16 protein-coding genes and 1 tRNA gene are annotated in these 17,387 nt (G+C 30.2%); 3 read left to right on the top strand and 14 right to left on the bottom strand.

Going from position 1 to position 17,387, the window contains the following annotated elements; translation table 11 throughout:
- Nucleotides 1-5 precede the first annotated feature (5 nt).
- Genes dxs through ACIJYH_RS01170 form a run of 3 tightly spaced genes read right to left on the bottom strand, consistent with a single transcriptional unit; the run spans nucleotide 6 to nucleotide 3,024 of the window.
- Entirely contained in the window at nucleotides 6-1,919 is a 1,914-nt protein-coding gene (gene dxs / locus ACIJYH_RS01180; RefSeq protein ID WP_435163362.1) for a 1-deoxy-D-xylulose-5-phosphate synthase, read from the bottom strand.
- Nucleotides 1,919-2,791 carry a polyprenyl synthetase family protein gene (locus ACIJYH_RS01175; protein ID WP_435163360.1) on the bottom strand — a complete coding sequence of 291 codons (873 nt, stop codon included), beginning with the start codon at nucleotides 2,789-2,791 and terminating at the stop codon, nucleotides 1,919-1,921. Before ACIJYH_RS01175 ends, dxs begins: the two co-directional genes overlap by 1 nt.
- The gene (locus tag ACIJYH_RS01170; RefSeq protein ID WP_435163359.1) at nucleotides 2,788-3,024 is read right to left on the bottom strand and encodes an exonuclease VII small subunit; all 237 of its coding nucleotides are present in this window, start codon (nucleotides 3,022-3,024) and stop codon (nucleotides 2,788-2,790) included. The genes ACIJYH_RS01175 and ACIJYH_RS01170 overlap by 4 nt, the downstream gene beginning before the upstream one ends.
- A 20-nt stretch (nucleotides 3,025-3,044) precedes the next feature.
- On the opposite strand from ACIJYH_RS01170, the gene ACIJYH_RS01165 reads away from it, so the two are divergent.
- A complete protein-coding gene (locus ACIJYH_RS01165) occupies nucleotides 3,045-3,977 on the top strand; it encodes an L-threonylcarbamoyladenylate synthase (protein ID WP_435163357.1) in 933 nt (310 codons plus the stop codon).
- Nucleotides 3,978-4,049: 72 nt separating this feature from the next.
- Here ACIJYH_RS01165 and ACIJYH_RS01160 read toward each other — a convergent pair.
- Nucleotides 4,050-4,126 (bottom strand) — tRNA-Arg (locus tag ACIJYH_RS01160).
- A gap of 23 nt (nucleotides 4,127-4,149) precedes the next feature.
- Here ACIJYH_RS01160 and ACIJYH_RS01155 point away from each other — a divergent pair.
- A complete protein-coding gene (locus ACIJYH_RS01155) occupies nucleotides 4,150-5,130 on the top strand; it encodes an RluA family pseudouridine synthase (protein ID WP_435163355.1) in 981 nt (326 codons plus the stop codon).
- A 41-nt stretch (nucleotides 5,131-5,171) separates the two neighbouring features.
- Nucleotides 5,172-6,065: an RNA polymerase sigma factor RpoH gene (gene rpoH, locus ACIJYH_RS01150; RefSeq protein WP_435163353.1), complete on the top strand. Its 894-nt coding sequence runs from the start codon at nucleotides 5,172-5,174 to the stop codon at nucleotides 6,063-6,065.
- On the opposite strand, the gene ACIJYH_RS01145 is transcribed toward rpoH, so the two are convergent.
- The 10 genes from ACIJYH_RS01145 to ACIJYH_RS01100 all read right to left on the bottom strand — a co-directional run bounded on the left by ACIJYH_RS01145 (nucleotide 6,062) and on the right by ACIJYH_RS01100 (nucleotide 17,385).
- Nucleotides 6,062-7,354, bottom strand: a complete 1,293-nt coding sequence (locus ACIJYH_RS01145) for an adenylosuccinate synthase (protein WP_435163351.1) — start codon at nucleotides 7,352-7,354, stop codon at nucleotides 6,062-6,064. The genes rpoH and ACIJYH_RS01145 overlap by 4 nt on opposite strands.
- Nucleotides 7,354-8,166: a bifunctional hydroxymethylpyrimidine kinase/phosphomethylpyrimidine kinase gene (gene thiD / locus ACIJYH_RS01140; RefSeq protein WP_435163349.1), complete on the bottom strand. Its 813-nt coding sequence runs from the start codon at nucleotides 8,164-8,166 to the stop codon at nucleotides 7,354-7,356. The genes ACIJYH_RS01145 and thiD overlap by 1 nt, the downstream gene beginning before the upstream one ends.
- A complete protein-coding gene (glmM, locus tag ACIJYH_RS01135; RefSeq protein ID WP_435163348.1) occupies nucleotides 8,163-9,494 on the bottom strand; it encodes a phosphoglucosamine mutase in 1,332 nt (443 codons plus the stop codon). The genes thiD and glmM overlap by 4 nt, the downstream gene beginning before the upstream one ends.
- Nucleotides 9,491-10,546: a dihydropteroate synthase gene (gene folP, locus ACIJYH_RS01130; protein ID WP_435163346.1), complete on the bottom strand. Its 1,056-nt coding sequence runs from the start codon at nucleotides 10,544-10,546 to the stop codon at nucleotides 9,491-9,493. Before folP ends, glmM begins: the two co-directional genes overlap by 4 nt.
- Before the next feature lie 9 nt (nucleotides 10,547-10,555).
- Complete coding sequence (gene ftsH, locus ACIJYH_RS01125) at nucleotides 10,556-12,463, bottom strand: ATP-dependent zinc metalloprotease FtsH (RefSeq protein ID WP_435163344.1); 1,908 nt, start codon at nucleotides 12,461-12,463, stop codon at nucleotides 10,556-10,558.
- A gap of 66 nt (nucleotides 12,464-12,529) precedes the next feature.
- Entirely contained in the window at nucleotides 12,530-13,555 is a 1,026-nt protein-coding gene (tilS, locus tag ACIJYH_RS01120; protein ID WP_435163342.1) for a tRNA lysidine(34) synthetase TilS, read from the bottom strand.
- Complete coding sequence (gene ybgF / locus ACIJYH_RS01115) at nucleotides 13,515-14,510, bottom strand: tol-pal system protein YbgF (protein ID WP_435163340.1); 996 nt, start codon at nucleotides 14,508-14,510, stop codon at nucleotides 13,515-13,517. Before ybgF ends, tilS begins: the two co-directional genes overlap by 41 nt.
- Before the next feature lie 82 nt (nucleotides 14,511-14,592).
- The gene (pal, locus tag ACIJYH_RS01110; RefSeq protein WP_435163338.1) at nucleotides 14,593-15,087 is read right to left on the bottom strand and encodes a peptidoglycan-associated lipoprotein Pal; all 495 of its coding nucleotides are present in this window, start codon (nucleotides 15,085-15,087) and stop codon (nucleotides 14,593-14,595) included.
- Nucleotides 15,088-15,172: 85 nt separating this feature from the next.
- Nucleotides 15,173-16,516: a Tol-Pal system beta propeller repeat protein TolB gene (gene tolB, locus ACIJYH_RS01105; RefSeq protein ID WP_435163336.1), complete on the bottom strand. Its 1,344-nt coding sequence runs from the start codon at nucleotides 16,514-16,516 to the stop codon at nucleotides 15,173-15,175.
- An 8-nt stretch (nucleotides 16,517-16,524) separates the two neighbouring features.
- Nucleotides 16,525-17,385, bottom strand: a complete 861-nt coding sequence (locus ACIJYH_RS01100; RefSeq protein ID WP_435163334.1) for a cell envelope biogenesis protein TolA — start codon at nucleotides 17,383-17,385, stop codon at nucleotides 16,525-16,527.
- Nucleotides 17,386-17,387: the final 2 nt, after the last annotated feature.

Raw genomic sequence — 17,387 nt, 5'->3', positions numbered from 1 at the left:
TATTTTTAATTTTTAACTACTTTAATTGAGTCTTTTGTAAATAAAACATCTAAAATTTTCTTTGAAATTTGAGAAGCATTTAGTCCAGCAACATCGTACATTTTTTTAGGATTGTCTTGTTCGATAAAAGTGTCAGGCAATGTCATTGATCTAAACTTTAATCCTTTATCAAATATACCTCTCTCAGCTAGTAGATTTTTAACATGAGAGCCAAAACCACCTATCGATCCTTCTTCTATAGTTATCATTACTTCATGTTGTTGAGCACATTTTAAAATAAGTTCTTGATCTAAAGGTTTGGCAAATCTTGCATCAATAATTGTTACAGACACACCTTTGCTCTTTAATTCCTCAGATGCTAATTTACATTCTTCAAGTCTTGTTCCCAAACTTAAAATACATACTTGGTTTCCTTCTTGAACAATTTTTCCTTTACCAATTTCAATTTTTTCATCAATTGAAGGTAATTCAAGACCCACTCCTGTCCCTCGTGGATATCTAATCGCGCTTGGTTTATCATTAATATCAATTGAGGTGTTTATCATTTTTACTAACTCGACCTCATCACTTGCAGCCATCACAATAAAATTAGGAAGAGTTGATAAATAAGTAATATCAAATGAACCAGCGTGCGTAGATCCATCTGCACCTACTAGCCCAGCTCTATCTATTGCAAATCTTACTGGCAAACTTTGAATAGCCACATCGTGAACAACCTGATCATAAGCTCTTTGTAAAAAAGTAGAATAAATTGCAACATAAGGTTTATAACCTTCTGTAGCTAAACCAGCAGCAAAAGTTACCGCATGTTGCTCAGCTATACCAACATCAAACATTCTTTTTGGAAATTCTTTTCCAAAAATATCCATACCTGTTCCTCCAGGCATTGCAGCAGTTATACCAACAATTTTGCTATCTTTTTGAGCATGCTTGACTAAAGTGTTAGCAAATACTTTTGTATAAGCTGGTAGATTGCTACCACTTTTTACTTGTTCACCTGTTTCAACATTAAATTTTGACACACCATGATAATGATCGGTAGCTTTTTCCGCATATGAATAACCTTTTCCTTTTTGTGTTTTAATATGGATCATGATTGGACCTTCATGTTTCAAATCCCTTGCATTTTTAAGAATTGGAACAAGACTTGTTAGATCATGACCATCAATTGGACCAGCATAATAAAAGCCTAATGAGTTAAATAACGTGCCTCCTGTAACTGCAGATCGCAGAAAATCTTCAGCTTTGCCTGCTTTTGCGCTAAACCGTTTTGAAAACGAAGACATTATCAATTTAATTGTTTCTCTTAGACTAAAATAAATTTTTCCAGTTAATAACTTTGCTAGGTAAGTTCTCATTGCACCCACTGGTTTTGCAATTGACATATCGTTATCATTCAAAATAACAATCATTTTTGTTTTTGATGCTCCAGCATTATTCATAGCCTCATAAGCCATGCCTGCACTTATTGCACCATCACCAATTACAGCTATTACATTTGAGGATTTATTTGCTAATTTATTTGCTTCAGCAATTCCTAGTGCTGATGATATAGATGTTGAGCTATGAGCGGCACCGAAGGGATCATACTCACTCTCAGATCTTTTTGTAAATCCTGATAGTCCATTTCCTTGCCTTAATGATCTTATCTTATTTTTTCTTCCAGTTAAAATTTTATGTGGATAAGACTGATGACCCACATCCCAAATCAATTTATCATTAGGGGTGTCAAAAATGTAATGAAGAGCAACAGTCAATTCAACAACACCTAGGCCTGCCCCTAAATGACCACCAGTTTCGGACACTGCACCAATCATCTCTTCCCTAACCTCCTCAGATACTTTTTGCAAATCATGTTCTGATAACTTTCTTAAGTCAGATGGAAAATTTATATTATTTAAAAAACTATAATTTTTCATTATTTTTCTCTGTGTAAAATATAATTCAATGTTTCTCTAATATTTTTAGAATTTGAACCATATTTTTTTAAATTCTTATTTGTTTTTAAAATAATCCTATCACAATATTTAATTGCATTCATATAGCCAAGTAAGCCTATTAGTGTAGCCTTACCTTTCTTTTGATCTTTTCCTGTTTTTTTTCCAGCTTTTTTAGAGTTACCTTTAAAATCAATTAAATCATCAGCTATTTGAAATAATAAACCTATTTCAGAACCAATATTTTCAAAAAATTTTATTTCTTTAATATTTTTTTTCTTAATAATTGCAGGAGCAGCACAGCAGAAACTAAATAATTTTCCTGTTTTTTTAATTTCCATTTCTATAATCTTGCTTTGAGAGATCTTTTTTTTTTCATAACTAAGGTCTAGATATTGACCACCAGCTATACCCAAGTGACCTGAGCATTCAGACAGTTTCTTAATTAAATCAATTTTAATTTTTTCACTTATTTTTAAAGTAGGACTTGCTAAAATTTCAAATGCCATTGTGAGCAATGAGTTTCCAGCAAGGACTGCCGTGGACTCTCCAAATTTAATGTGTGTAGATGGTTTTCCTCTTCTTATTTTGTCGTTATCCATACATGGTAAATCATCATGAATTAGTGAATAAGCATGAATACATTCTACAGCAGCACCAATAGCAATTAATTTTTTATGATCTATTGCTAATAATGAACCAACATCGATTAAAATTTTAGATCTGATTTTTTTTCCACCAGGAAACAAACCATACTTCATGGCTGGAATTAATTTAGAATTATTTTGCTTATCAAGAAATCTATCTAAAAAAAGGTTTGTTTCTTTTGCAATCCTATCAAGCTTAGTTTTCATTTTTTTTTAATGATTTCTTTAACTTTTTTATTGGTTTCTTCACCTATAGATTTAAAATTTTTATGAAATTTTTTTTCAATAATATTGTTCAATTTTAATAATTGCTGATAGGTTTCTACAGAATTATTTAGATCTTTTTCATTTTCTAAAGATTCAATTATTTGATTTGCTTGATCTGTTAATTCTTCAAGCGAACTTGTATTATTATCAGGTAGTAAATTTTTATCTTTCATATAATAATAATTATTAATACATGAAATCTATTCAATCAAATATCAAAAAAGCTAAAAAATTTTTAGATAAGAATCATTGTGTAGCTGTGCCTACTGAGACTGTCTATGGATTAGCTGGAAATGCTTATTCAAGCTTATCTGTAAAAAGGATATTTAAGTTGAAGAAAAGACCGATGAATAACCCTTTAATTGTTCATTATTCAGATATTGATAGGATTAAAGATGATTGTGTTATTAATGATAATTTTGTCAAGCTGTATAATGAATTCTCTCCTGGACCAATTACATTTATCTTAAAATTGAAAAAAGGTTCCAAAATTTCTAAATTTGTAACCAACAAACAAAAAAGCCTAGCAGTGCGTTTTCCCAAACATACATTATTTAAAAAACTACTTAAAAGTTTGAACTATCCATTAGCTGCCCCAAGTGCAAATATATCAACTAAATTAAGCTCTGTTAAAGCGTCTGATGTTACAGAAGAGTTTGGGGCAAGAATTAAATATGTCTTGGATGGAGGCAAATGTCAGATTGGTTTAGAATCAACAATTATTAATCTTTTAGGCAAACCAACAATACTTAGATTTGGAGGATTAGATGTTTCAAAAATAGAAAAAATATTAAAAAAAAAGGTTTTAATCAAAACTAATTCAAAAAAAAAGGTTGCGCCTGGACAATTTTCTTTACATTACTCTCCTGGAATTCCTTTAAGAACAAATGCAAAAAAACCAAAAGAAGATGAAGCTTTTGTATTGATAAAAAAAAGAAAAACTACATTTAAAAATTACTACTATTTAAGTAAAAAAAATAATCTTAAGCAATCTGCTAAAAATCTATACTCATTATTAAGAAAAATTAAAAAAGATGGCTATAAAATGATTGCAGTTGAAAAAATTCAAAATAAAGGAATTGGCAAAACAATTAATGATAGATTGAAAAGAGCTTCAAGATATTAAATGACAAAATCAAGTGAAGTAATAAATTTACCAGAGAAAGAAAGGTATTTAAATCAATTTTAGCAAATAAATTGGTGCGCCTGCTAGGAGTCGAACCCAGAACCTCCTGATCCGAAGTCAGGCGCTCTATCCAGTTGAGCTACAAGCGCATATAGTATTAATATTACATTTTATGAAAAAAAACATTAATTTTATAGTCAAAGAAAATGAAAACAATCTAAGAGTAGATGTATTAATCAACAAAAGAGAAGAGTTGATTAGCAGGACAAGAATTAAAAACTTAATCTTAAAAGAAAAACTAAAATTAAATGATGAAATTATTAAAAGTCCTTCAAAAAAAGTTTTAACTGGTGATAAATTAAGCCTCAATATCCCAGAACCTGAAGTGGCGTCACTGAAACCCTATGACTTTAAACTAGAAATAATTCACGAAGATGAAAATTTGTTAGTAATCAACAAACCAGCTGGAATAATTATGCATCCTGGGGCTGGAAATTATGACAAAACAATTGTCAACGCGTTAATGCATTATGATAATAACTCTCTATCAACTATTGGAGATGAGCTTAGACCAGGGATAGTACATAGGATTGATAAAAACACATCAGGTTTGGTAGTTATTGCAAAAAATAATGAAACACATGAAAACTTATCGAAACAATTTAGCGATCATACAATCACAAGAGTTTATCAGCTATTAATTTGGGGCAAACTAAGACCTTCATCTGGTAGAATTGATACGTTTATAACTCGAAGCTCAAAGAACAGACAATTAATGGAGGTTAGCAGATCTAAAGGTAAGCATGCAATAACCAATTATAAAACTATAGAAATTTTTGAAAACGATAAAACACCAACATTAAGTTTAGTTGAGTGTAAATTAGAAACTGGAAGAACTCATCAAATTCGTGTTCATATGACTCATATGGGAAACAGTATTGTTGGGGATGATAAATATAAAAAAAAATATAAGAAGCTAAAAAATATTGATATGGGATTAGAAAGTTTAATCTCTAAATTAAATAGACAATTTTTACATGCAAAAACTCTGGGTTTTATTCATCCAAAAACTAATGAAGAAATGATTTTTTCCTCGATTTTGCCACAAGAACTGAATAATTTATTAAAAATGCTTAAAAATACTAGCGAATAAACGATTGAAAATTTAATATAGTTAATTAAATAAATACTTCCATGAACGCAACTTTTAATAGCAATGTGCCAGCTCTTTCAAATGAAGGAGGTCTGTCAGCATATTTAGATCAAATTAAAAAATTTCCAATGCTAGCTGCAGAGGAAGAATACATGTTAGCAAAAAATTGGAAAACTACAGGCAATATCAAAGCAGCTGAAAAATTAGTAACCAGTCATCTAAGATTAGTGGCTAAAATTGCAATGGGATACAAGGGTTATGGATTACCTGTAAATGAAATGATTTCTGAAGGAAACGTTGGTCTTATGCAAGCTGTTAAAAAATTTGAACCTGAAAAAGGTTTTAGATTGGCAACATATGCGATGTGGTGGATCAAAGCTTCTATCCAAGAATATATATTAAGATCTTGGAGTTTGGTCAAAATAGGTACAACTACAGCTCAAAAAAAATTATTTTTTAATCTCAAAAAAATAAAAAATCAAATAGCACCACAGACAGAAGGGGATTTAAGAGACGAACATGTTAATGAAATAGCTAATAAATTAGATGTAAGTAAAGATGAAGTTGTCTCAATGAATAGAAGACTTTCTGGTAAAGAGTTTTCATTAAATGCTCAAGTTGGTGAAGACGGAGATGAATGGCAAGATTGGTTAGTTGATAAAGAACTTGACCATGATCTAAAATTTGCTCATCAAGAAGAAATGGAGCAAAGAAAAGATTTATTAAAAAATTCAATCAAAATTCTAAATGAAAGAGAAAAAGAAATTTTATATTCTAGAAGGTTAAATGATAATCCTACAACTTTAGAGGATTTGAGCAAAAAACATAAAATTAGTAGAGAAAGAGTAAGACAAATTGAGAATAAAGCATTTGAGAAATTACAAAAACAAATGCTACTTATGGCAAAATCTAAAAATTTACTACCTGTAAATTAAATATCAAAAGGATTTTCAACTAAAATGGTATCATCTCTTTCAGGACTAGTAGATACACTGGAAACTTTCGCACCTATAAAATTTTCTATTGCATAAATATATTTTATTGCATTTTCAGGTAAAGCATCCATATCCTTGATTCCATTTGTAGATGTTTTCCATCCAGGAAAGGTTTTATAAACTGGTTTTATTTTTAACTGATCCTCAACTGCTGCAGGCAAATAATCTATTTTTTTTCCATCAAGTTGATACTCAACACACATTTTAATTTCATCCAACTCATCAAGAACATCAAGTTTGGTAAGCGCAATACCATCTATACCTGAAATTTTAATAGTCTGTCTAACCAAAACACCATCAAACCATCCACATCTTCTTTTTCTACTAGTCACTGTACCAAATTCTTTTCCTCGAGTACCCAGCAATTCTCCAATATCATCTGTTAATTCTGTTGGAAAGGGACCTTCGCCAACTCTTGTTGTGTAGGCTTTTGTAATTCCTAAAACATAATTAATTGAATTTGGACCACATCCTGTACCAGTTGCAGCACTTGATGCAACAGTGTTAGAAGAAGTTACATAAGGATATGTTCCATGATCTACATCTAATAAAATTCCCTGAGCACCTTCAAATAAAATTTTCTTTTTTTGTTTTTTGAACTCATCAATTTTGAGCCAAACTGGCTGTGAAAACTTTAATATTTGAGGTGCGATTTTTAATAAATCTGATTTAAGTTGTTCTTTTTCAAAAATTTTCTTTCCAAGACCTTTTCTGATTGCATTATGATGAACTAAAACAGATTCTAACCTTTGGTCCAAATTTTTTTCAGACCTGAGATCCATTACTCTGATTGATCTTCTTCCAACTTTGTCTTCGTATGCAGGGCCAATTCCTCTTCTAGTTGTTCCAATTTTGCTTTTACCTGCTGCATCTTCTCTTATTTCATCCATTTCTCTATGAAATGGCAAAATTAAATTTGCAGCTTCTGAAATAATGAAATTATTTACATCTACATTGACACCTTTGGATTTTATTTCTTCAATTTCTTCCAGTAACGCCCATGGGTCGACAACTACTCCATTTCCAATAATTGAAATTTTATTTTTTCGCACAATACCGGATGGCAATAATCTTAATTTATAAGTCACTCCATCAATTACTAGGGTGTGACCTGCATTGTGTCCTCCTTGAAATCTAATTACAACGTCAGCTTGTTCTGAAAGCCAATCAACAATTTTACCTTTTCCTTCATCACCCCACTGGGATCCAACTACAACTATATTTTTCATTATCTAAATTTTCTTTCTATATTAATTGTGTGAAGATGATTAATTGGACCATGACCTTCTCCATATTTGGGATTAGTTCTAATAGCAGAACTTACATAGTTAATGCCAAGCTCACAAGATTTCTTTATTGGTTTTCCACAAGATAAAAATGTAGTTATTGCGCTAGATAAAGTGCATCCTGTTCCGTGGGAATTTTTGGTTTGAAATCTTTTACTCTTAAAAATTTTAATATCAGATTTTGAAACAAATATATCTTCAACAATTTCTGAATTTAAATGACCTCCTTTAATTAACACATTTTTCGCACCAATTTCTATTAATTTATATGCGGCAAAGATCATATCTTCTTTACATTTAATTTTTGTATTAGTTAATATTTCTGCTTCTGGAATATTGGGTGTGATCAATGTAACTATTTTTATTAATTTATTTTTTAATAGTTTAATTGCATCATCGGCTATTAATTTAGTTCCACCTTTTGCAATCATAACAGGATCAAGTACTATTCTTTTTACTTTAATTATCTTTAAAGAATTAATAACAGATTCAATTACTTTGGTAGAATGTAGCATGCCAATCTTAATCGCATCAGGATTAATATCTTTCGAAGTAAATAAAATTTGATTTGAAATTTCTTTTGGTGGAACTGGAACAATTGATTTAACTCCAGTTGTATTTTGGGATGTAATAGCAGTAATCGCTGTCATCGCATATGAGCCAAGTGCTGTAATAGTTTTGATGTCAGCCTGAATTCCAGCTCCACCTGAAGAGTCAGATCCTGCAATAATTAATACTTTGGAATTAGGCTTCACTTTATTTGTTTTAAAATAATATTTATGCACTTATCTAAAAGATGTTTGTTTTCACTTTCACCCATAACTCTTATTTTTGACTCTGTGCCCGATTCTCTAACTAAAATTCTTCCATGACCTTTCATTAGTTTTTCTGCTTTTTTTACAGATTTTTTTACTTCTAGGTTTTTAATTATAGATTTATTCTTTACTGAAATATTTTCCAAAATTTGAGGAGTTTTTTTAAACTTATTAAAAAAAGAACTAGCTTTTCTTCCTTTTCTTAATGCAAATAATACTTCTAACGCAACCAGCAGTCCATCTCCAGTTGTTGCAAACTTGCCTAAAATAATATGACCAGATTGTTCACCACCTAGATTAAAATTATTTTTTTTCATATTTTCTTTTACATACCTATCACCAACATTTGCTCTTATAAATTTTATCTTCTCAGATTTAAAAAATTTTTCTAAACCATAGTTTGACATCAGAGTACCCACAACACCTCCTCTTAACATTTTTTTATTCTTCCATCTTGTAGCTAAAGCTGCAATTATTTGATCTCCGTCAATTATATTTCCTAATTCATCACTCATTATAATTCTATCAGCGTCACCATCTAAAGAAATGCCAAGGTGAGCTCTATGTCTTTTTACTGCAAGTTTAATCTTATTTGGATATGTAGAGCCACAATTTTGATTAATATTCATACCATTTGGATTTATGCCAATTGCTATTACTTTTGCCCCCAAAGACTTTAACAGTTCTGGTCCTGCTTTGTAGCCCGCACCATTTGCACAATCAATTACTATTCTTAATCCTCTTAAATTAAATTCCTTTGGAAAATTTTTTTTTAAAATTTTTAGATATTTTTTTGTTCCATTTTCTAACCTTTTTACTCTGCCTAATTTTTCTGGTCTTGAGAGATTTTTTATAATTCCTTTATCAATCAAATTTTCTATTTTTTTTTCAATTTTATCAGATAACTTCATGCCGTCAGGGCCAAATAATTTTAAACCATTATCATAATGTGGATTATGAGAAGCAGTTATCATAATACCCATATTAGCTTTCATTGCCTTTGTTAACATTGCCAAACCATTTGTTGGCAAGGGTCCAAGTGTGTAAACATGCATTCCAGCTGATGTCAGTCCTGAAACTAACGCTGGTTCAAGAGTATAGCCAGACAGTCTTGTGTCTTTAGCTATTATTGCTGTTTGTTTTATTTTTTTTTGAGATTTAAAAAATGTACCTGAGGCGAGGCCAAACTTAAAGAACATATCACCATTAATATATTTGCTATTAATTGCACCTCTTATTCCATCAGTTCCAAAATATTTTTTTGTCATTTGTATTTTGTTATTTCTTTAAAGACTTTTATGCTTTGAAGCAATTCATTTACATCATGAATTCTTAAAATTTGCACTCCTTGCATCATTAGATAAATTGACGAAGCAACTGTTCCTCCAATTCTGCTTTTGGTGTCATTTTTACCTGCTATTTCTTTAATAAATCTTTTTCTCGAGTTACCTACCAGTATAGGAAATCCTAGGGAGTGAAAAATAGAAATATTACTTAAAAGACTAATATTGTGTTTTAAATTTTTTCCAAAGCCTATACCTGGGTCAATAATAATATTATTGTGTTTTATTCCAATTGTTTTTAAAAATTTTATTTTTTGTTCAAAAAAATCATAGATATCTAATAATTCATTTTTATATTGTGGCTTATTTTGCATTTTTTCAGGTGTCCCTTGTGAATGTTGAACAACAAAAGGGGTTTTATATTTTTTTAAAACATTAACAGTTTCAAAATCATAATTTAGCCCAGACACATCATTAATAATTTTAACACCATGTTTAATTCCTTTTTTCATAACTTCAGATTTTCTTGTATCTAATGAAATTGGAATTTTTTTACTTATCAACTTAATAAGTTTTTCTATTCTCTTCCATTCTATTTTATTATTTATTGCTTTTGATCCAGGTCTTGTTGACTCTCCACCAATATCAATAATATTTGCTCCTAAACCAAACATCTCTAATGCATGCTTTAATCCTTTATTGTCTTTATTAAATTTTCCTCCATCAGAAAAACTATCTGGTGTAATGTTTAATACCCCCATTATATTTGGTATTTTTAAAAAATTTAAATTTGAAAAATTCTTTTTTTTTGATTTAATTTTTTTTAAATCAAATTTGATTTGTTCTTTTAATGATTTTTTTAAATCGTTTATTTTATTTATGGAAATTTTTTTTTTAGAAGTTCTTGATATTATCTCAATATGATCGAACGAAATTTTTTTATTTCCATTCAGAGGAATTGTTTTATTATTATTTACTAATAGCTTTGACTCACTACCATAATAGAAATTACACGCTCTAGTGTAATATCTTCTCATTTCTTTATGTTAATGAACTATTTTTGGTTTTAAACCCATGGCACCTAAAGCTGAGCTTTGATCATCATTTTCTTTGGGTTCTTCAGTCACTTTATCTTTTGGGTATAAATTTTTATTAATTATATTTTCAATTTCTTCACCAGTTAAAGTTTCATAAGTAATAAGAGCTTTAGCAATTTTGTGTAAATCATCAATTTTTTCTGTTAATATTTTTGTAGCCTCGTTATAACCTTCATCAACTAATTTTCTGATTTCTTTATCTATTTTTTTAGCTACTTCTTCTGAGACCGATTGTGTTTGAGTAACTGATCTACCTAAAAATACTTCTTCTTGATTTTCTCCATATTCTATCGGGCCCATTTCTTCACTCATTCCATATTTTGTTACCATAGCTCTTGCAAGTTGGGTAGCTTGGTTTATATCTGATCCACTACCACCACCAGCACCTGTAGATATATTGTCTTTTCCAAAGATTAATTCTTCAGCAACTCTTCCACCAAAACATACAGCCATCCTTGCTTTCAAATATTTAATTGAATACCCATGTTTGTCTCTCTCTGGTAGATTCATAACCATTCCTAGCGCCCTACCTCTTGGAATTATAGTTGCTTTGTGTATTGGGTCATAAATTGGCATGTTAAATGACACCAAAGCATGACCTCCCTCATGATATGCTGTCAATTTTTTTTCGTCTTCTGTCATTACCATTGATCGTCTTTCAGATCCCATCATTACTTTATCTTTAGCTTCTTCAAACTCAATTAAAGTCACAATTCTTTTGTTTTTTCTTGCTGCCAGTAAAGCTGACTCATTAACTAGATTGGCTAAATCTGCACCTGAAAAACCAGGTGTCCCTCTAGCTATAGTTCTTAAATTTACATCTGGCGCCATCTTAATTTTTTTAACATGAACCTTTAAAATTTTTTCTCTTCCTATAATATCTGGGTTCGAAACAACCACCTGTCTATCAAATCTTCCAGGTCTTAATAAAGCTGGATCAAGTACATCAGGTCTATTCGTTGCTGCAATAATAATAACACCTTCATTTGTTTCAAATCCATCCATTTCAACTAATAATTGGTTTAGGGTTTGCTCTCTTTCATCATTTCCACCTCCTAATCCAGCGCCTCTACTTCTGCCAACTGCATCTATCTCATCTATAAAAATAATACATGGTGAATTTTTTTTACCCTGCTCAAACATGTCTCTAACTCTTGAGGCACCTACTCCAACAAACATTTCAACAAAGTCTGAACCTGAAATAGTAAAAAACGGAACGCCAGCTTCACCAGCGATTGCTCTTGCCAGCAATGTTTTTCCAGTCCCAGGAGGGCCAACTAATAGAGCTCCTCTAGGAATTTTTCCTCCTAATCTACTAAATTTTTTTGGATCTTTTAAAAATTCTACAATTTCTTCTACTTCTTCTTTAGCTTCCTCTACCCCAGCAACGTCATTAAATGTAACTTTACCTTTAAGTTCATTCATCATTTTAGCTTTAGATTTTCCAAATCCCATTGCACCACCCTTGCCACCTTGCATTTGCCTCATAAAAAAAATCCAAACTGCAATTAATAGCAACATTGGGAACCAAGATAAAAGAACTCCAAACAGTGAAGGCATTTTTTCATCTAAAGGTGCAGCTGAAATACTAACTCCTTTATCAGATAGTTTTTCGATTAAGTTAGGGTCATTTGGAGAGTATGTAGAAAAAGAGTTACCATTAGAAAAAACTCCTTTAATATTATTCCCTTGGATCTCAACTTTTAAAACCTCTCCGTTTTCAACTGAGGTTAAAAATTCTGAAAATATAATTTGATTTCCTCCTCTTACGTTTGCTTGAGGATTCTTAAACATGTTATATAGGCCAATAGTTAGGAATACTATAATTCCCCACATAGCAAGATTTTTTAAATTCATAATAGTAAGATAAGAATTATTACAAGATTAACAAGTGACAAAATATCATTAAATATTTACGTTTTGTTACTCTTTAGACAAAATTACAGTTTCATTAACCTTTTTAATAACACAACCACCTAAAGTAACTTTGAAGGAGGATTTAAAATTTATTAAGTGAATAATTTTATCAATTTTTTTTCCTCTGACGGCATAATACTTTTTACCTACAATTTTTATTACCTCGGTTAAAGACCTAAATACAACTTCATTTGACTGAGAAAAAAAATTTTCTTTTAGAATAACATTATTTTTTTGACTTAAAATTGTTACATTGTCCTGTAAATTTTTTTTAGTGTAAAACTCTATATTCTCATTTGCAAATTTTAGGTTTTTAATTGTTAAAAAAAACTTTTTTCTATCAAAACCCTCTAAACTTAATTGTTTTAAAAAATTTCTAATTTTTACTCTTTTAAAATTATCATCTTCATTTGAAGGATCTTTAATATATGATCCAAATATATAATTACTTACATATATCAGGTCCTTTTTATTTATTTTAATTAAAGGTCTAATCAAATTGACCTGATTTTTATGTGTCTCTCTATCTAATGAAATTAATCCCTTTAGACCACTACCTCTTAAAATTCTTATAAAAAAATTTTCAAATAAATCGTCTAGGTGATGGCCAAGGAGAATATTTTGTACTCGATACTTTTTTGCTGCGTCTGTTAATAGCTTGTATCTTTTGTCTCTAGCAATCGATTGAATATTTTTTCTAGGCTTTATACCCTTCCAGGTTAAGATATTTAATTTTATAGAAAAGTTTTTTAATTTTTTTTGAACAGTTCTGGCTTCTAAAGTAGAGTTATTTCTCAACTTATGATCGACTATTAAATATTTAATATTTTTAGATTTTTTAATTGAATAAATTTTTGCTAAAAAAGTTAATGCAAGACTATCTGGACCACCTGAAACTGCTACTACAAAATTTTTTGTAGCAGGCAAATTACTTTCAAATTTTTTGTAAATTTGAAGAGTTCGACTATCTTTTAATTTATCTAATAAAAGCTTATGAGTCTTCTTTGATACATTCAAATTTTTTAAACTCATATTTTGCTTTTTGAATTACTGATTGATTTGCCTTGGGGTATTGTAACACTACACCATTAATCATTTTACAACCTTGATCTTTTTCTCCAATTTGTACCATTGATACACCAAGTTTTAATAGATTTATAGGTGCCTTATTACCTTTTGGGTATTTTTGATAACCTTCCAAATAAGCGGATGCAGCATCAGTGTAAAGCTGTCTTATTCTAAACGTTTCAGCATACCAATATTGAGCACTGCCCGCTAATTCATGATTACTATTAGATACAACAAATTCTTTAAAAGCTCTTTCGGCCGTGTTGTAATCGCCAACTTTTAAAAAACTTGTTGCAAATTCATATTGTTTTTTTGGAGATAAATCTTGTGGTAGTATTTTTTCTTCTGCTTGAAAAGTTTCTGTTACTACAGACGCAGTTGTATCTACAGATTGAATTTGTTGAGATGTTTCAGAAGTCTCAGTATCTTTATAGGATATTGTGCCAAGATCTTGTGGCTGCGAACTCCCTGGTAATATTTCACTTTTTGTTGTGTCTGTTTTTGGTTTAGAGGACAATTGTGTTGTATTATCACCAGAACTTATTGCGGACTCTAAATCTTGAAACCTTATCTGATTGTCAGCCTGAATTTTTGATAATCTATTTGATAATTTATCAAGTTTAAAATTAATTTCTTCAAATTTATTAGTTAATTGTCGAAATTGATCTTCAACTTCAGATAATTTTAATAAATGTCTCGTCAGTACATCTTCTGAATTGCTATCTAGCTCAATATTTGACTGTTCTTTTGACGAGGTATTGATTTCAATTGAACCAGAATAAACTGCTCTTTCAAGAGTTTTGAGGTCATTCTTGATTATTTCTAAAGTTTCATAAATATTATGATTATCTGAAAAAGAATTTTGTAAAAAACATAAATTAAGTAAAATTAGTAATATTAATTTAAATGTAAATCTCATTAGTATTTAGATTTATGGTTATAAAAATGGCAAAAAAAAGACCCTAAAACTTTTACGCTTTAGGGTCTTTAAATTTAATTCTTTAATTTGCTTTAACAGTTACAGATCTTCTATTTTTTGACCATGCCAATGGGTTAGATCCAGCATCAACTGGTCTTTCTTTTCCATAACTTAATACAGAAATTCTGTCAGAAGATATACCGTAGGTCATTAAATAATCTTTTGCTGAATTAGCTCTTCTTTCTCCAAGTGCTAAGTTATATTCTCTTGTTCCTCTTTCATCTGCGTGCCCTTCTAGAACAACATTGATGCTAGAGTTTTTTCTTAACCAAGCCGCTTGAGCTCTTAATGTCTCTCTTGAAGCTGTTGTTAAAATAGTTTCGTTTGTTGCAAAGAAAACTCTATCAGGAACACCGTCAGCTAAATATTTAACTGTTTCATCTCCAGTATAAACATCACTTTGCATTTGGCCTTGTGTTTCAGTTGTTGCTACTTCTTTTTTTGTTGCACATGCGGTTAATACTAAGCATGCTGCAAATATTAAAAGTGTATTTTTATAAATTTTGCTTAAATTCATTAAATTGCTCCTTGCTGCTAATTTCAATTTCATACTTTTTCACAACTAATTAGAGGTTTCAAGTCAAAAAATCAAGTTATTTAACCTAATTACTCAATAAAGATGACCATGATGGGTCAGAGGCATCAGTCTGAGTTTCAACTAAACGCTCATTGTAGCCAGTTAAATCTATTGACCATAACTTAGCAGTAAAACCTTCACCTTCTGCGTTAGTTTTTGTTTCTCTATAAAAAATTAAAACTCTACCATTTGGAGACCATGATGGTGCTTCCTGGTAGTAATTTTCAGTAAGCAATCTTTCACCCTTACCATCTGTTCTCATTACTCCAATATAAAATTTTCCTTTATGTAATTTGGTGAAAGCAATTAAATCTCCTCTTGGTGACCACACAGGTGTTCCATAAATACCGTTTCCAAATGAAATTCTTTTAACATCATTTCCATTGCTTTTCATAATATAAATTTGTTGGTATCCACTTCTGTCAGAATTAAAAGCAATAAATTTTCCATTTGGAGAATAAGATGGCGAAGTATCAATCGAAGGATGATTTGTAATTTTTTCAACCAATCTATTTTCTAAATCCATCGTGTATATGTCTGATTTTCCATCTTTAGCAAAACTCATTATTATTTTTTTACCATCAGGTGAAAATCTTGGTGCAAAAGTCATTCCAGGAAAATCACCTACAACTTCTTGAGTTCCTGTTTCAATATCTAGCAGGTATACTCTAGGTAAATTTTTGAAGTATGACAAGTATGTAACCATTTGACTTGTTGGATTAAATCTTGGAGTTAATACAAGTTCATTACCAAGTGTTAAAAATTTATTATTTGCACCATCTTGATCCATAATTGCTAATCTTTTTTTTCTTTGTGTTTTTGGACCTTCTTCAGCAACATAAATTATTCTAGTATCAAAATATCCTTTTTCTCCTGTCAATCTTTCATAAACTTTATCAGATATAATATGTCCTACCCTTCTCCAATTATTAGGCACCGTAGTAAATGCTAATGCCATCATTTCTTTAGCTGCTAAGACATCCCACAACCTAAATTCAACCCTTAATTTTTCATCAACATATGTCACTTTGCCAGTAATCAGTGCTTGAGCTTTGATTAAATTCCAGTCTTCAAATCTAGGTTTTAAATTTGCAATATCTGGTGATTGTAAAAACGCATCTTTACTCAAGGGATTAAATAAACCAGATGTTCTTAAATTAGTTTCGACTATACTTGAAATTTCAGACGCAATATTTTGATTTTTAAGAATTTTTTCAAAACTTTTTCTGGATTTATCATCAATTGACAATGGTGAAACTGCTAATGGGAGTGGATTTAAATTTCCCCTAGTAATATCTACCTCAATTAAAGCAAAAGCCTTAATTGGAGCTAAAACTGTAAAAAGTAAAATTATAAATATTTTTTTCATCTTTTATCTTAACCTTCTAGCATTTCTCTTGCATCAAAATTTAATTGTAATTCCTTCCACCTTTCATAGCCTGTTGTTGGAACTCTTAATGGTTGGCATAATTTTACAGCTCTTAGTGCACTTTCCGCTAATACTTTGTAAAAACCTTGGCCTGGTTTATTCATTCTTGCATGATCTAAAATTTCAGTTTTTGCCACCGAACCATCTGGCTCAAGCATTAATTTAATTCTAACTAACAAATTTTCATTGTAAGGTAATCCAAGTGGAATACTCCAACACCCAAAGATTTGAGCTTTTAAGGCATCTTCTTCACTTAAAGTTAGTCCAGTGGTTTCAATGTTTCTATCCTGATCTTGAGTAATATCATTATTTTTTTTTATTACTTCTGCGCTATCAACTTTTGCTTTGTCAATTAGTTTTGCGATATTATCTAAATCAACAAATTCCTTTTTTTCAAATTCTGAGACCTGTTTTACCTCTTCATCTAATTTATCTGGATTTTGTTTATTTTCCTTTTTTGTTTCAATTTTTTTTACAGTTTTTTCTGGGAGTGGGATTGCTTCTGGTGTTTTATTGTCAATTTTTTCATTTTGATCAACTGAAACAACTGTTTTCGTTTTCGTTTTCTTTACCTTTTTAGGTGGTGCTTGTTCTGATACTAATTTTTTTTCTTTTTCTTTTACCTTCTCAATTATTTTTTTTGCCTTAGGGGCAAATGGGATATTTGTTTTTTCTGCAATCTGAATTAATTCCACAGAAACAATTGGTGGAATATCTAGGGGTTTTTTAGTTAAAAATGGTAAGCTCATAGCGGTGATAAATATTAATACTGTATGTAAAACAGAAGATATAATTATACTTCTATTCATAC

Source organism: Candidatus Pelagibacter bacterium nBUS_25 (assembly GCF_051200975.1).
Taxonomy (GTDB): Bacteria; Pseudomonadota; Alphaproteobacteria; order Pelagibacterales; family Pelagibacteraceae; genus Pelagibacter.
This window is presented reverse-complemented; position numbering and strand designations above follow the sequence as displayed.

Bases quoted from the DNA above. Each gene is read 5' to 3' on its own strand.
- dxs (WP_435163362.1), bottom strand. From the start codon at position 1,919: ATGAAAAATTATAGTTTTTTAAATAATATAAATTTTCCATCTGACTTA.
- ACIJYH_RS01175 (WP_435163360.1), bottom strand. From the start codon at position 2,791: ATGAAAACTAAGCTTGATAGGATTGCAAAAGAAACAAACCTTTTTTTA.
- ACIJYH_RS01170 (WP_435163359.1), bottom strand. From the start codon at position 3,024: ATGAAAGATAAAAATTTACTACCTGATAATAATACAAGTTCGCTTGAA.
- ACIJYH_RS01165 (WP_435163357.1), top strand. From the start codon at position 3,045: ATGAAATCTATTCAATCAAATATCAAAAAAGCTAAAAAATTTTTAGAT.
- ACIJYH_RS01155 (WP_435163355.1), top strand. From the start codon at position 4,150: ATGAAAAAAAACATTAATTTTATAGTCAAAGAAAATGAAAACAATCTA.
- rpoH (WP_435163353.1), top strand. From the start codon at position 5,172: ATGAACGCAACTTTTAATAGCAATGTGCCAGCTCTTTCAAATGAAGGA.
- ACIJYH_RS01145 (WP_435163351.1), bottom strand. From the start codon at position 7,354: ATGAAAAATATAGTTGTAGTTGGATCCCAGTGGGGTGATGAAGGAAAA.
- glmM (WP_435163348.1), bottom strand. From the start codon at position 9,494: ATGACAAAAAAATATTTTGGAACTGATGGAATAAGAGGTGCAATTAAT.
- folP (WP_435163346.1), bottom strand. From the start codon at position 10,546: ATGAGAAGATATTACACTAGAGCGTGTAATTTCTATTATGGTAGTGAG.
- ftsH (WP_435163344.1), bottom strand. From the start codon at position 12,463: ATGAATTTAAAAAATCTTGCTATGTGGGGAATTATAGTATTCCTAACT.
- tilS (WP_435163342.1), bottom strand. From the start codon at position 13,555: ATGAGTTTAAAAAATTTGAATGTATCAAAGAAGACTCATAAGCTTTTA.
- ybgF (WP_435163340.1), bottom strand. From the start codon at position 14,510: ATGAGATTTACATTTAAATTAATATTACTAATTTTACTTAATTTATGT.
- pal (WP_435163338.1), bottom strand. From the start codon at position 15,087: ATGAATTTAAGCAAAATTTATAAAAATACACTTTTAATATTTGCAGCA.
- tolB (WP_435163336.1), bottom strand. From the start codon at position 16,516: ATGAAAAAAATATTTATAATTTTACTTTTTACAGTTTTAGCTCCAATT.
- ACIJYH_RS01100 (WP_435163334.1), bottom strand. From the start codon at position 17,385: ATGAATAGAAGTATAATTATATCTTCTGTTTTACATACAGTATTAATA.